Source organism: Bradyrhizobium amphicarpaeae (assembly GCF_002266435.3).
Classification (GTDB): Bacteria; Pseudomonadota; Alphaproteobacteria; order Rhizobiales; family Xanthobacteraceae; genus Bradyrhizobium; species Bradyrhizobium amphicarpaeae.
Window position 1 is genome coordinate 6,482,889 of sequence record NZ_CP029426.2, and the last position, 13,797, is coordinate 6,496,685.

Genomic DNA, 13,797 nt, shown 5'->3' on the forward strand with positions numbered 1-13,797 from the left:
GTCTAGCATCGCGGGACGCAAGTGCGCGAGCACCTTGCGACATGTGGCAGATACGCGGTTTCACGCATTTTGGTTTTCAACGCGTTGCCGATTTCAGCACCCGGTCAACCATGGCGGGCGCGAGCCCCAGGTAATTTTTCGGTGAGGTGAGCGCCTCGATTGTGGCACGATCGATGCGGCTCGCGATCCGCGTGTCCGCGGACAGCGCATCCGCGAGGCTCATGCCCTTCTCGTTGGCCTGCCGGCAGGCGTCATACACCACGTCATGGGCCTCCTGCCGGCCGAGTTGCGGTGCCAGCCCCATCATGACCGCTTCGGCCACGATCAGGCCGCGGCTGACGGCGAGATTGTCGTTCATCTTCGCCTCATCGACGATCAGGCCCGCGAGTGCGAACTTCGCCTGGTGCAGCGCGCCGGCGGTCAACACGAAGCTCTCGGGGATCGCCATCCACTCGGCGTGCCAGGGGCCGGTGGCACGTTCGAAATCCTGCACCATGGCGTCGAGCATCAGGCCGGCGTGCTGGCGCACCGCCTTGGAGGCCGCCAGCATCAGCTCCGACGAGATCGGGTTGCGCTTCTGCGGCATGGTCGAGGAGGCGCCGCGCCCCTTGACGAAGGGTTCGTAGACCTCGGCGAACTCGGTCGAGGCCATGATCATGATGTCGAGCGCGATCTTGCCGAGCGACCCCGTGACGAGCGCAAGGAAGTTCACGCCTTCCGCAAATCCGTCACGCGCGACGTGCCAGGTCGAGGCGGGAACGCCGAGCTTCAGCTCGGCGCAGAGCGCCTCCTGCACCGCAAAGCCCTTGTCGCCGAGCGAGGCCAAAGTGCCGGCAGCGCCGGCGAACTGGCCGACCAGCACGCGCGGCTTCAATTGCGCCAGACGCTCGGCGTGGCGGTCGAACATGGCGAGCCAGATCGCGGTCTTGTAGCCGAAGGTCACCGGCAGCGCCTGCTGCAGGTGGGTGCGGCCCGCCATCGGCGTGTCACGATACCGCTTGGAGAGGTCAGCGAGGATCTTGCGCAGTTCGGCGATGTCGCGCGCGACGATCTCCAGCGCGGCGCGGAGTTGCAGCACCACGGCGGTATCCATGATGTCCTGCGTGGTCGCTCCCCAATGCACGTAGCGGCCGGCCTCGCCGCACTGCTTGGCCATCTGATGCACCAGAGGGAGGATCGGATAGCCGACGATGTCGGTCTCCTGCCTGAGCAGATCGAAATCGAGCGCGGCAACGTCGGTCCGCGCCGCGATCTGATCGGCCGCCTCCCGCGGAATCACGCCGCATTTCGCTTCCGCTTTCGCCAATGCCACCTCGACCTCGGCGTAGCGTGCGACCAGCGCGATGTCGGAGAACACCTCGCGCATCTCGGGCGTGCCGAAGGCGTCGCGGAACAGCATGGAATCGAGCACGGTGGTGGAGGCGTGGAAGGCGGGCATCGGGCGTTTCTTCGTGGTTGGTGTTTGTGACCGCGGCAGCTTACGCAAGGCATGCTGTCCGGCAAAGGACATTCACCGTTCGCCGCATCTACCGCGCGACGGCATTATGACGGCACTTCCCCTGCTACTCCGTCATTCCGAGCCGCGGGGCGTGATCCGCGCCCCCCTCATCTCACCGCAATCGGGCCACCGCAACATTCCCGTTGCGATTGTATTCCCTTCGCAAACGGCATGGCTGCCATCACGCGAAAACGATGAACCAAACATCCCCTTCGGCAGACCCATAGTTTTCGACCCAAATTTCATTTTGTCGTTTTGCCTGTTTCGTCACGAGGCCTGAGTTTTCGACGTGCAGTTTCTGTTCCGTGACCACCTTCTTGATACCGACCGGCGCGAGCTGAGCCGCGAGCAGGTTCCTATTGCCGTGGAGCCGCAGGTTTTCGATCTCGTCGTCCACCTCATGCAGAATCGCGACCGGGTGGTCAGCAAGGACGAGCTGATCGACAAGATCTGGCACGGGCGCAGCGTCTCCGAATCCACCCTGACCAGCCGGATCAACGCGGCGCGGAAGGCCGTCGGCGACAATGGCGCGAGCCAGGCGCTGATCCGCACCATCGCCCGCAAGGGGTTTCGCTTCGTCGGCGATGTCGAGGCCAAGGACGGTGCGATCGCGCCGGAGCCCGCCCGCACGGCCTGGGCGCCGCGCGTCGCGCTCGCGCTTCCCGAGCGGCCCGCGATCGCCGTGCTGCCCTTCACAAATATGGGCGGCGAAGCCGGGGAGGACTATTTCTCCGACGGCATCAGCGAGGACATCATCACCGCGCTGTCGAAGCTGCGCTGGTTTTTCGTCATCGCGCGCAACTCCTCCTTTGTCTACAAGGGCCGTGCCGTGCACATCCGCGAGGTCGCGCAGGAGCTCGGGGTGCGCTACGTGGTCGAAGGCAGCGTGCGGCGGAGCGGTGAGCGGGTGCGCATCTCGGCCCAGCTCAACGACGTCTCGACCGGCAGCCATCTCTGGGCCGAGCGCTACGATCGCGAGCTCGCCGACATCTTCGCCGTGCAGGACGAGATCACCGAGGCAATCGTCGCCGCGATCGAGCCGCAACTCTACGCCGCCGAAAGTTTTCGCGCCCAGCAGAAGCCGCCGGGGAGTCTCGACGCTTGGGATCTCGTGATGCGCGCCTTGTCGCATCACTGGCGCAGCACGCGCGAGGACAATGCCGCCGCACAAGAACTGCTCGAGAAAGCCGTCGCGATCGATCCCGCCTATGGCAAGGCGCTGGGCCTGCTGGCGACCAGTCATATCTTCGGTGCGCATATGGGTTGGGCCGATATGGCCGCGACAGTGCCAATTGCCGAACGCGCGGCGCTCGCGGCGGTGGAGGCCGATCGCGAGGATGCCTGGGCCCATCATGGCCTCGCCTACACCTATCTGTTTCGCCGCCGCTTCGACGACGCACTGGCGGAGTTCGAGCTGGCGCTGCAGCTCAACCCGAACTTCGCCATGGCTCACGCCTTTTACGGCGTGACGCTGTGCTACGCCGGACGATGGCAGGACGGCGATGCCGCCGCACGTCGCGCGCTGCGGCTGAGCCCGCGCGATCCGCTCGCGGCGATCTATTGCGGGGTTGCGGCCTATGCCCGGTTCATCGGCCGCGACTACGACGGAGCCCTGCAGATGGCGCGGGAGTCGATGCGGCAGCGTGGCGACTTCGTCGGCGCGCACCGCGTGCTGACGGCGGCCGCCGGAATGTCAGGAGATCCGGCGCTGGCAGCCTCGGCCCTTGAAGGTCTGCGCCGCGCCCAGCCGGAGGTCTCGCTCAGCTGGATTACGCGCGAGCTGCCGATGTTGCGGGACGAAGATCGTGCACATTATCTGGAAGGATTGCGGCGCGCGGGATTGACCTGACCGCGGCACGCCAAGAACGGCGCGCCGTCTCCCATAGTCGCAATCGCGCGCTAATCGTCGTCGGACCCGAACAGCCTGATCTGCGGGAAGCCGCCGCGCGGCCGGCTGGCGTAATCGCGAGAATCGGAATCCTCGCGGATGTTGCGCGCGACGTCGTCCCAATCGGTGCGGTCGCGCTGGCCGCGTTGCTCGCGGGAATCGTAGTGGCGGCGCTCGGCCCAGCGCTCACGACGCTCCATCCGGCGCCGCTCGGACGCCGCTCGCTTCACGTCGGAATCTTTCGCCTTGGCATAGGCGTTTTCGGGCGGAGTGGCCGACTCGGTCGAGGCCTGCTGCTCGGCAGGTCGTGCGGCTCTCGAGGTCGATGCCATCGCCGGCTTCGACTGTTCCTTGGACTGTTCCTGAGGCTGTTGCTGGGGCGGTTCGACCGCGGCCGCTTGTGAAGGCGGCGGTGCCTGCGGTTCGGCATTCGCCTGAACGGGCTGCGCGTCGGGCTTTACGGCTACCGGCTTCGCTTCGGCTTGCGCCGGCGCGGCGATCGTTGTGCCGAAGGCTCGCGAGCCGGTGAGGTAGTTGACACGTTCCGACGGCGCGCTCGTCTGTGCCGCCGCACCAGCGGATTCGGCGCGCTGCGCCATCTTGCTGGTGTCCGGGCCCTGCTTGGACGCGATCGGGTTCATGATGTTGCCGGCAACGATGCCGCCGCCGAGACCGATGGCAATGGCGGCGACGATGGTTCCGGCACCGACGAAATAGGCTGTCGAGGCGCGCATTGATCCACTCCCTCTTTGGGGCGAGCAACGCGCGTCGATTGCCAGATGTTCCTGATGGAGGCGCGGTTCCCGAAGGAAACCGCACGTCAGATCTGCTGTGCGACCTTCTCGAGCCCGATCAGGCGAGCGAGCTTGCGCACTTCTTCCTTCTGATCGTCACGCAGCTGGAACAGCAGCGGCATGGCAGCCGACTTCAATTGCTGGACCTCGTCGCAGTTCGGATCGATCTGCGCGCTGGGCGGCGCGTTCGGATTGGAGAGCTTGTTGGCCGAGATCTTGCGGACGACGTTGCGCAGCGCGGTCTCGACCGAAGGCCAGTAATATTCCTGCGACGAGGACAGCTTCAGGCGATCCCGGATGCCGGAGATCTGTGCGTCGGACAGCAGAGTATAATGTTTCTGCGGCTGCGGCTTGGCGACGACCTTCGGCTTGGCCGGAACTTCGACGGCGGGAACCTCCGCCGTGGCGGGCGCTTCGGATAGGCTCGACGCCTTGGGCATCGGGAAATCGGATGGCGTGGCGGCGGCAAAGGCCTGGCGCAGCGGCTCGGACAGCACGGGCGCCTGCGAAAGCCTGTCGGCCGGCACCTGCACCGGCTCGATCGCGGCCGAAGCCAGGGCCAGGGTCGGAACCAGACGGTCGGCCTTGGCAGCGCGGTTGGTTGCGAGGGGCTTGGCTGGAGGCGTCTGCGCGATCATCTCTTCGCTGACGCTGGGAACGCTGTCCCGGCCGAGGATAGCGGTGGTGGCGGCGCCCAGGACGAGGAAACAGGTCAGGACGACGATGGTGATGGTTTTGGACAAACGTCTCTCCGCGCCCAACTTCAAGTCCACGTGATCACTGCCCGGAAACTGGGCGATAATTAAGGCTGAACCGTGCCATTGCGGCGGCAATCGCGCGGACTCCGGCGACATCGCCTGGAAAGTTCAAGAAAATCAGGCAGCTGCCGCCAGATCGTAGGCGTCCTGGATGTCGGCGACGATCTCCGAGGCCTCCCAGACCCCGCGCGGCTCAACCGATTGCAGCGTCACAGTCCAGTTGCCGCCCCGGCGGGTGCGGGGGACGCTGACGATGTCGAAACGGACGCTGCGGCACAGCGGGTGGCGCGCCAGGGCATGCGCGACGCGGACGCGGATTTCGTCCAGCGAAGCCGCTGTCTTGCTGTTGAGAAAATCGAAGTCCATCGCCTGTCCCTCTCGGCCCTGACTGGTGGCCGTGAGGGGATTCTTGGCCGGCGTTGGTTAATCTGCCGTTAAACGGGGCGTCCCGAGCGAGCGTTCGATTAACTGTGATCGGGCCGGCGGGCCGACTCCTTCCGCAATTCTACGGGGAAAGGCGCACTCTCGCTTCGCGATATTCGGCCACCGTCCGCGCGACGAGATCATCGACGGCGAGCACGTCGGTGACCCCGGAAGTGGAATGCCCGCCGCTCCAGATATCGCGCCAGCGCTTTGGCCGGCTCTCGCGCGCGGCAACGTCGATGTCTTCGGAGATGTCGATCGCGCCGCGTGCCGGGAGATCGTCGGGATCGAGGCCGGCGGCGACGATCGACGGCCTCAGCATGCTGGTCTGCAAACCCGTAAACGCAGTGGTGAGCAAAATGTCGTCTGCGCTGCTCTCGACCAGCATCCGCTTGTGGCGTTCGTCCGCCATGCTCTCGCGCGTCGCGATGAATTTCGTGCCCATATAGGCGAGATCACAGCCGAGCACTTCGGCCGCGTGCAGCGCATGGCCGTCACTGACGCCGCCGGCGAGCACGATGATGCCGTCGTAAAATGCGCGCACCGCGCGAACGAAGGCAAACGGGTTGAGCCGGCCGGTCTGGCCGCCCGCGCCCGCCGTGAGCAGCACGAGCCCATCAGCGCCTGCTTCCGCCGCCCGTTCGGCGTGGCGGATCGAGGCGACGTCCGCCAGCACCAGCGCGCCGGCGTCGTGCAGCGGCTGCATCACCGGCGCGGGCGAGCCGACCGAGGTGATGACGATCTCCGGCCTGTGCCGCAGCAACATGGCGAGATCCTGCGCGAGCCGCGCGTTGGAGCGGTGCACGATCAGGTTCGGGCAGAGCGGTGCCGCCTTGCGGCCAGTCTGGTCTTCGTGCTGGCGCAGCCGCGCCGCGATCGCGGCGAGCCATTCATCGAGCTGTTCCGTGCTGCGGCAATTCGCGGTCGGGAAGCTGCCGATCACCCCATGGCTGCAGGCCGCGACCATGAGCTCGACGCCCGAGACCAGGAACATCGGCGCCGCGATCAGCGGCAGAGCCAGACGATCGCCGAAGCGTTGCAGTCGATCGGATGTCACACAAATCTCCTTGTCACGCTTGCATCGCCGCGCGGGCTTTGTCGTTTCCTCCCGCAGTCTCTGTGCTAGCGTCACCGCCAACATTGGCACGCGAGACGCCGGTGACAAGCAACGAGGAAACATATGTCCGATCCGCTTCACGCATCGTCGCCGACTTGCGCGCAGACGCTACGGGCGCTCTCGCGCTATCCCGGCCGCACCGCGTTCGCATGGCCCGGGGGATCGCTGAGCTATCAAGGCACGATCGACCTGATCGGACGCATCCAGGGCGTGTTCATGCGGTGTAGCCTGCAGCCCGGTGCGCGTGTCGCCTTCCTCACCGCGAACCGCGCCGACACCTGGTGCGCCGGCGTCGCCGCGCAATTGTCGCGGCTCTGCATCACCTGGCTGCATCCGCTGGGGTCGCTGGAGGACCAGTTGTTCCAGCTCGAGGACTCCGAGGCCGAGATGCTGGTGGTCGATGCGGCCGCCTTCCGCGACCGCGGCGGCGAGCTCTCCACGCGGGCAACCGGGCTAAAGGCGGTGTTCACCATGGGGCCTGCGGGTTATGGCGTCGATCTGCTGGCGGCCATCGAAAGCGCGGGACACGCCGGCGCGCAGTGCCTTGCCGGCCCCGACGATCTCTCCACGCTGAACTACACCGGCGGCACCACAGGCAAATCCAAGGGCGCGCTGCGCTATCACCGCGAGAATGCCGGAGCCGCCGCCGCGATCCTCGCCGATTTCGAGATCCCCGAGGCTGCACGCTATCTCACGGTTGCCCCCATCAGCCATGTCGCAGGCACGAAAGTGCTGCCGACCCTGATGCGCGGCGGCACCGTGCACATGCTGAAAGGATTCGATCCCGAGGCCGTGCTGGCCACGATCGCGCGCGAGCGCATCAACTTCACGCTGTTCGTGCCGACCATGATCTACGTGCTGCTCGACCATCCCGCGCTGGACAAGACCGACCTGTCCTCGCTCGAGCTGGTGCTCTACGGGGCGTCGGCGATGTCGCCGAGCAGGCTGGTCGAGGGCATCGAGCGCATCGGGCCGGTGTTCTCTCAGCTCTACGGCCAGACCGAATGCTACCCGGTCTCGGTGCTGCGCAAGGCGGATCACGATCTCAAGGCACCAGAGCTATTTTTGTCCTGCGGCTTCCCGATCGCAGCCTGCGAGGTCAAAATCCTCGGCGACGACGACCAGGAAGTGAAGACGGGCGAGGCCGGCGAGATCTGCGTGCGCGCCCCGCACGTGATGGCGGAATACTGGAAGCGCCCCGACATCACCGCCGAGACGCTGAAGAACGGCTGGGTCCACACCGGCGACATCGCGCGCAAGGACGAGCGCGGCTACATGTTCATCCTCGACCGCAAGAAGGACATGATCGTCTCAGGCGGCTTCAACATCTTCCCGCGCGAGATCGAGGACGTGCTGTCGCAGCACGCCGATGTCGCGATGGTCGCGGTCGTCGGCGTCCCCGACGAGAAATGGGGCGAAGCCGTCACCGCCATCGTCGTTCCGCGCGAGGGCGCGAGGCCCGATCCGGACGAGTTGATCGACCTCGTGAAGACCCGAAAAGGCTCGGCGCATGCGCCCAAGCAGATCCAGTTCGTCAAGCAATTGCCGATGACCGGCGTCGGCAAGGTCGACAAGAAAGTGCTGCGCGCGGGCTTCTGGAGCGGGCGGGACCGGATGGTGGGTTAGGTGTTGAAGGGCCGCCCGGCTTCAGCGGAGCATCTGATCAAGGCGATCGCGGAGCTGATCCTGATGGTAAGGCTTGGCCAGCCTCGGCAGATCCAGCTGGGTTCCCTCGGGCAGTTCGGCATACCCGGTCGCAAGTAGTATCGGCAATGTTGGTCGCAGTTGACGCGACGCGGCCGCTAGTTCGAGCCCGGTCATGCCGGGCATGACGTGATCGGTCACCATGAGATCGATTTTCTGCCCGCTGCGAATGATATCGAGGGCGTGCAGGCCCGAGCTGACGCCGATGACGCGGTGCCCGAGATCTTCGAGCATCTCGGTGGTCGACATTGCGATCAGCGGATCGTCGTCGACAAAAAGGATGACGGCGGATCGGCCGGCCTGTCGTCGCACCGGGATAGACGCCTCCACTTTCGGAAGCTGGGTGGCGACCGGAAGGATCAGGGTCGCCGTGGTGCCCACTCCGACTTCGCTGGAGAGCTGGAGGGCTCCCCCGAGCTGCACGGCAAGACCGTGGACCATCGAAAGCCCAAGTCCGGTTCCCTTCCCAACCGGCTTCGAGGAAAAGAACGGCTCCACTGCCCGCTTCAACGTCTCTGCAGACATGCCTTCGCCGGTGTCGATCACGGACAGCGCGAGATACTGCCCCGGCGGCAGCCGCGCCTCTTCGTCCGCCTGATCGTCGCGGATGCGGATTTCGATCGAGCCCCCATCGGGCATCGCATCGCGCGCGTTGATGGCGAGGTTCAAGATCGCGAGTTCAAGCTGGTTGGAATCGACTCGCGCCGGGGGCACGCGATCTGGAACGTCCAGGCGCAGCTCGACCCGGGGACCAAGCGAGCGCTCGAGCAGGTCGCTCATCCCCCGGATCAACGTGCCGAGGTCGACCGCTTCCGCCCGCAGATCCTGCTGGCGGGCGAACGCGAGCAGACGTTGCGTCAACGACGCCCCCCGTTCCGCGCCCTGCAACGCGCCATCGATCAGCCGGCGCAGGCGCGGGTCGTCCGGGATGCGCTTGCGTAGCAGATCGAGATTGCCCATCACGGCCATCAACAGATTGTTGAAGTCGTGCGCGACCCCGCCGGTCAACTGGCCGATGGTCTCCATTTTTTGCGCCTGCCGCAATTGATCCTGCGCCTTTTCGCGCGCGGCGACCTCGGTCATCAGATCCGCGGTGCGCTGCTCGACGCGCTGCTCGAGTGTGGCCGTGAGTTCGGCGAGCGCAGTCCGCTCTGCAGCAAGCTGGGCCAGCAGATTTTCGCGCTCGATCTCGGCGACCTTGCGCGCGGTGATGTCGGAGCACACCCCGACCAGCGATCGCACACTGCCGTCGGGCCGAAGCACCGCTCGCGCCCTTATATCCACCCAATGCTGGGAGCAGTCAGGCCAGACGTTTCGATATTCGATGCTGTAATCGCCGCCGCTGGCGACGGCGCGGTCGAACACGGTCTGCCGGCGGGCGCGGTCGTCCGGGTGCACCGATTCTAGCAGATCCTGATAGGAAAATTCCTGCTCTGGCCGTCGCCCGAAGAACAGCTTGCAGGTATGGGAGGCCTCGAGCCTCAGGGACGGCAAATGCAGTTCGAGTGCACCGAGCCGACCGGCACTCAATGCCGTTTGCAGCAGGCCTTCGCTCTCGGTGAGGGTCTCGAGGATCGCGCGTGACTGGTACTGGCGGCGCCGCCCCCGGATCGCCGATCCGACGACGCTGACCAGCGTGGTCGGATGGAACGGCCGTTCGATGAACGTCACGTTGCCGAGTGCCTGCCCGAGCCGCATGGCGTCCGGATTGCGTTCCGGACCGCCGCCCTGGCGGGTGAGCAAAACGATCGGAAAGTCCGACCATGAGGGCTGGTCGTTCAGCCACCTGACGAGACTGCGCAAATCCGCGGTCTTCACGGCTTCGTTGGCGATGATGGCAAGCCCCGCACCGGCCGCCATCTCGCGAACGAGCGCATCGAGGTCGGCGCAGACGTCAGCCGCAATGCCTGCTTCGCGGATCAGGCTCGCGGCGACATTTGCGTCGCGGCCCGTCGGAGCAAGGATCAGGGAACGTTCGGACGTGTCGCCCGGTCTCACGCACCAGGCTCCTGGAGCAGGGGGCGCGGGTCACCCATGTAAACGGGCACGCCGCGCAGAACGCCCTGGAATTCCTCAAGGGGCTCGCCGATGGCCAGACCACGACCGCCGATGCGGAACTCGCGAATGGTCGATTCATGCTGGCCCATTCGCTTCTTGATCACGGATATCGCACGTCGCACGCTGCCCAGCGCTTCGAAATAGCGCAGGAGGATGACCGTATCGGCGAGATAGGTGACGTCGACCGGCGCTCGCATGTCACCGACGAGGCCGTGCTGGGCAACCGTCATGAATGTCGCGGCACCGCGGCGATTGAGGTACTGCAAAAGTTCATGCATGTGGAGAATGAGCGAATTCTCCTCGGGCATGGCAGCCTGATAGCCATTGAGACTGTCGATCACGACGGCCTTGATACCCTCCTCGTCCACCCGCTTGCGGACCATGTGAGCGAACTCCCCCGGGGAGAGTTCGGCCGCGTCGACCTGTTCGATCGCAAGACTGCCGTCGCGTCGCAGCGCGTCGAGATCGATTCCGATGCCTTTCATGCGCGAGAACAGCAGACCAAGCTCCTCGTCGAACACGAACAGCGCCGCTTTCTCTCCCCGCGCCACCGCCGCGACGGCGAACACGATCGCGATGAGAGATTTGCCGGTACCGGAGGGACCGAGAACGAGCGTGCTCGAACCCGATTCCACTCCACCTCCCAGTAACTGGTCTAAGCCCGCAATGCCGCTTGAAAAAGTGGTGCGCCGCAAATCGGCGCGGTGCTCGGAGGCAACCAGCCTCGGAAACACGTTCAGGCCGCCCGTGGTGATGGTTGCGTCGTGGTAACCGCCGCGAAACTTGGTGCCGCGATACTTGATGACGCGGACACGGCGGCGCTCCGCGCCATAGTCCGGAGCGAGCTCCTCAAGGCGCAGAACCGCATGCGCGACGCTGTGGACGGTCTTGTCGGCGACATCGGCCGTGAGATCGTCGAGAAGCATCACGGTCGTATTGAATCTGGAGAAGAAGTGCTTGATGGCCAGGATTTGCCTGCGGTACCGCAACGAGCTTTGGGCGAGAAGCCGGATTTCGGAAAGACTGTCGAGCACGACGCGATGCGGCTTGATCCGATCGACCGCCTCGAAAATCTGCTTGGTCGTCTCGCCGAGTTCGAGATCGGAGGAGTAGAGAAGGCTCTGCTGCTGCTCTGAATCAAGCAGGCTCTCAGGGGGCAGCAGTTCGAAGACAGTAATGCCCTCGTCCAGCGTCCAGCCGTGCGACGCCGCGCCTTCGCGCAACTCACGCTCCGTCTCGGACAAGGTAATGTACAGGCACCTCTCGCCGGCCTTGGTGCCCTCTCGCAGGAATTGCAGCGCCACCGTCGTCTTGCCGGTGCCAGGCGCGCCTTCCACGAGGAAGACGTGCCCACGCGACAATCCGCCGGACAGGATGTTGTCCAGACCCCAAACTCCGGTTTGGGCCCTTGCAGAAAATTTCTCAATCGAAGTCATATTTTCCCTCTACCGGGAATAAAACCGGGAAGGGAACAATCGGTTCCGGGCTCGGCTGTCACCTATGCAGGCAAGACAGTGAGCATCCTTGCGACGAGGTGGAACGGATGCAGTACGGCGCCGCGAGGGCAGCTGTCGGCAGGGAAGGTCTATCGCTTTTCGATGACGAGGCTCTGCACCGCGCGGCCGAAATAGCCCTGCCTGTCCGCAAGCCGCGACATCGCAAGTCCCGCGCCGTCGGGGCCGATCCAGGAATCGCCGTCGAGCAAAATCCACTCCCCGACAGGCTGGCGCGCCAAGTTCACCGTGAGATCGGCGTTGATGTAGGTCCAGGCGCGGAAGTCGAGCGTCGAGGCGGTGCCGTTGGAGAAATCGGCGGCGACCACGGCGCGCATCGCCTGCGAGATCGCTTCCCCCTCGATCAGCGGATGGTCGACGCGAAACCAGATCGCGCCGGCGCCGGCCTGCCCGAAGCGGCCGCGCGCGGCGCGCATCGAGACCGAACGCACGAACGGGCTGGTGGCGGCGTGACCGTCCTCGACCAACGAGTCCTCCGGCAAGGGCAGCGTCACCGGCAGCGCCTTGACGTCGTCGGGCAACGACAATGCCTGACGCCTGATCTTGAGCACGGTGGCACCGACCACCTGCACGCCGTCGGCGAGCAGCTTGATTTCGCAGAGCTGGATCTTGCGACCCTCGCGCAAGACGCCAGTCACGATCGTCAGCGGCGCGACCGGCACCGGACGCATCAGATCGATGGTGACGCGCGCGATGTCCATCGTCACAGGCGTCGGTATGCGTTCGGCCGCCCATGTCACCAGCGAGGCCGGCGCCGAGCCGTGCTGCATGCGCCGGTCCCAGGGACCGGCGGCATCGGGACTGGTGACGACACTGTCGCCGTCGACGCGATAGATGGGAGGCATGCTTTCATCAGTCTCGGTTGACGTTCCCCGGACGCTGCGGCGATGGGTCCCGGCTCTGCGCAGCAGCGTTACACGCTGCAGCGCGTCCGGGATACGAGAGCGACTATAGCGGCGGATCGATCGCTTCGTCGTATTCCTTCTTGAAGCGCGCGATCAGCTCGGCAGCGGGCAGGATGGCCTCGACGCTGCCGATGCCCTGGCCCGAGCCCCAGATTTCCTTCCAGGCCTTCGGCTTGGCGCGCTCGCCTGATGCGTCGGTGCCGAAATTCATCTTGGACGGATCGGAGGTCGGCAGGTTTTCCGGATCCATGCCGGCGGCGAGGATCGAGGGCTTCAGGTAATTGCCGTGAACGCCGGTGAAGAGGTTGGAATAAACGATGTCGTCGGCCGTCGATCCCGCGATCATCTCCTTGTACTTCTCGACCGCGTTGGCTTCCTTGGTGGCAATGAAGGCGGAGCCGATATAGGCGAAGTCGGCGCCGAGGATGCGCGCGGCGCGAATTGCCCTGCCGTTGCCGATGGCGCCCGACAGTGCGATCGGACCGTCGAACCACTTTCGCGTTTCAGCAACAAAGGCCAGCGGCGAGATGGTGCCGGCGTGGCCGCCGGCGCCGGCCGCGACCAGGATCAGGCCGTCGGCGCCCTTCTCGATCGCCTTGTGCGCAAACTTCTGGTTGATCACGTCGTGAAAGACGATACCGCCCCAGCCGTGCACCGCCTGGTTCAGCTCTTCCCGCGCGCCGAGCGAGGAGATGACCATCGGCACCTTGTACTTGGCGCAGAGCTGCATGTCGTGATCGAGCCGGTTGTTCGACTTGTGCACGATCTGGTTGACCGCGAACGGCGCCGACGGCTTGTCGGGATGGGCGCGGTCATAGGCCGCGAGCTCCTCGGTGATCCGCGCCAGCCATTCGTCGAGCAGCTCCGGCGGCCGCGCGTTCAGCGACGGAAAAGAGCCGACCACACCCGCCTTGCACTGCGCGATCACGAGATCGGGCACCGAGATGATGAAGAGCGGCGAGCCGATCACGGGGATCGACAGGCGTCCCTTGAACAAGGCGGGCATGGACATTGCGGAGCGATCCTCTGTTGGCCGGTCGATGGAAGGTTGACCGCCATACCAACAAGGCAATCTTTCCACTGTCAAGTATTGCGTTTTGGCGCCGGAACGGATGCCCAGGCAGCAATTCCTAGGCGC

Annotated in this window: 12 protein-coding genes; 2 read left to right on the forward strand and 10 right to left on the reverse strand. The window is 65.3% G+C overall.

Annotation, left to right across the window (positions count from 1 at the left end):
• Nucleotides 1–76: 76 nt before the first annotated feature.
• Both pcaB and CIT40_RS30375 read right to left on the reverse strand, forming a co-directional pair.
• Nucleotides 77–1,438 (reverse strand): 3-carboxy-cis,cis-muconate cycloisomerase, encoded by a 1,362-nt coding sequence (gene pcaB / locus CIT40_RS30370; protein ID WP_094892970.1) that lies wholly within the window; start codon nt 1,436–1,438, stop codon nt 77–79.
• A 241-nt stretch (nt 1,439–1,679) separates the two neighbouring features.
• Complete coding sequence (locus CIT40_RS30375; protein WP_162307307.1) at nt 1,680–1,895, reverse strand: hypothetical protein; 216 nt, start codon at nt 1,893–1,895, stop codon at nt 1,680–1,682.
• A gap of 3 nt (nt 1,896–1,898) precedes the next feature.
• Here CIT40_RS30375 and CIT40_RS30380 point away from each other — a divergent pair, with 3 nt between their 5' ends.
• The gene (locus CIT40_RS30380) at nt 1,899–3,347 is read left to right on the forward strand and encodes a winged helix-turn-helix domain-containing tetratricopeptide repeat protein (RefSeq protein ID WP_244611874.1); all 1,449 of its coding nucleotides are present in this window, start codon (nt 1,899–1,901) and stop codon (nt 3,345–3,347) included.
• Nucleotides 3,348–3,397: 50 nt separating this feature from the next.
• Here CIT40_RS30380 and CIT40_RS30385 read toward each other — a convergent pair whose 3' ends face one another.
• From CIT40_RS30385 to CIT40_RS30400, 4 genes are all read right to left on the reverse strand, one after another.
• A complete protein-coding gene (locus tag CIT40_RS30385; RefSeq protein WP_094892972.1) occupies nt 3,398–4,120 on the reverse strand; it encodes a hypothetical protein in 723 nt (240 codons plus the stop codon).
• Between the two features lie 86 nt (nt 4,121–4,206).
• Nucleotides 4,207–4,923: a hypothetical protein gene (locus CIT40_RS30390; RefSeq protein ID WP_162307745.1), complete on the reverse strand. Its 717-nt coding sequence runs from the start codon at nt 4,921–4,923 to the stop codon at nt 4,207–4,209.
• A 132-nt stretch (nt 4,924–5,055) separates the two neighbouring features.
• Nucleotides 5,056–5,304, reverse strand: a complete 249-nt coding sequence (locus tag CIT40_RS30395; RefSeq protein ID WP_094892973.1) for a hypothetical protein — start codon at nt 5,302–5,304, stop codon at nt 5,056–5,058.
• 139 nt (nt 5,305–5,443) lie between these two features.
• Nucleotides 5,444–6,418: an NAD(P)H-dependent flavin oxidoreductase gene (locus CIT40_RS30400; protein WP_094892974.1), complete on the reverse strand. Its 975-nt coding sequence runs from the start codon at nt 6,416–6,418 to the stop codon at nt 5,444–5,446.
• Between the two features lie 123 nt (nt 6,419–6,541).
• On the opposite strand from CIT40_RS30400, the gene CIT40_RS30405 reads away from it, so the two are divergent.
• Nucleotides 6,542–8,104: an AMP-binding protein gene (locus CIT40_RS30405; RefSeq protein ID WP_094892975.1), complete on the forward strand. Its 1,563-nt coding sequence runs from the start codon at nt 6,542–6,544 to the stop codon at nt 8,102–8,104.
• Nucleotides 8,105–8,125: 21 nt separating this feature from the next.
• Here CIT40_RS30405 and CIT40_RS30410 read toward each other — a convergent pair whose 3' ends face one another.
• The 4 genes from CIT40_RS30410 to CIT40_RS30425 all read right to left on the reverse strand — a co-directional run bounded on the left by CIT40_RS30410 (nt 8,126) and on the right by CIT40_RS30425 (nt 13,671).
• Nucleotides 8,126–10,042, reverse strand: coding sequence for a PAS domain-containing hybrid sensor histidine kinase/response regulator (locus tag CIT40_RS30410; RefSeq protein WP_244611875.1), 1,917 nt, complete (start codon nt 10,040–10,042; stop codon nt 8,126–8,128).
• Between the two features lie 134 nt (nt 10,043–10,176).
• On the reverse strand, nt 10,177–11,676 hold the full coding sequence (locus tag CIT40_RS30415) for an ATPase domain-containing protein (RefSeq protein WP_094892977.1): 1,500 nt from the start codon (nt 11,674–11,676) through the stop codon (nt 10,177–10,179).
• Between the two features lie 149 nt (nt 11,677–11,825).
• Nucleotides 11,826–12,599, reverse strand: a complete 774-nt coding sequence (locus CIT40_RS30420; RefSeq protein ID WP_094892978.1) for a thioesterase family protein — start codon at nt 12,597–12,599, stop codon at nt 11,826–11,828.
• Nucleotides 12,600–12,702: 103 nt separating this feature from the next.
• Nucleotides 12,703–13,671 (reverse strand): NAD(P)H-dependent flavin oxidoreductase, encoded by a 969-nt coding sequence (locus tag CIT40_RS30425; protein ID WP_094892979.1) that lies wholly within the window; start codon nt 13,669–13,671, stop codon nt 12,703–12,705.
• Nucleotides 13,672–13,797: the final 126 nt, after the last annotated feature.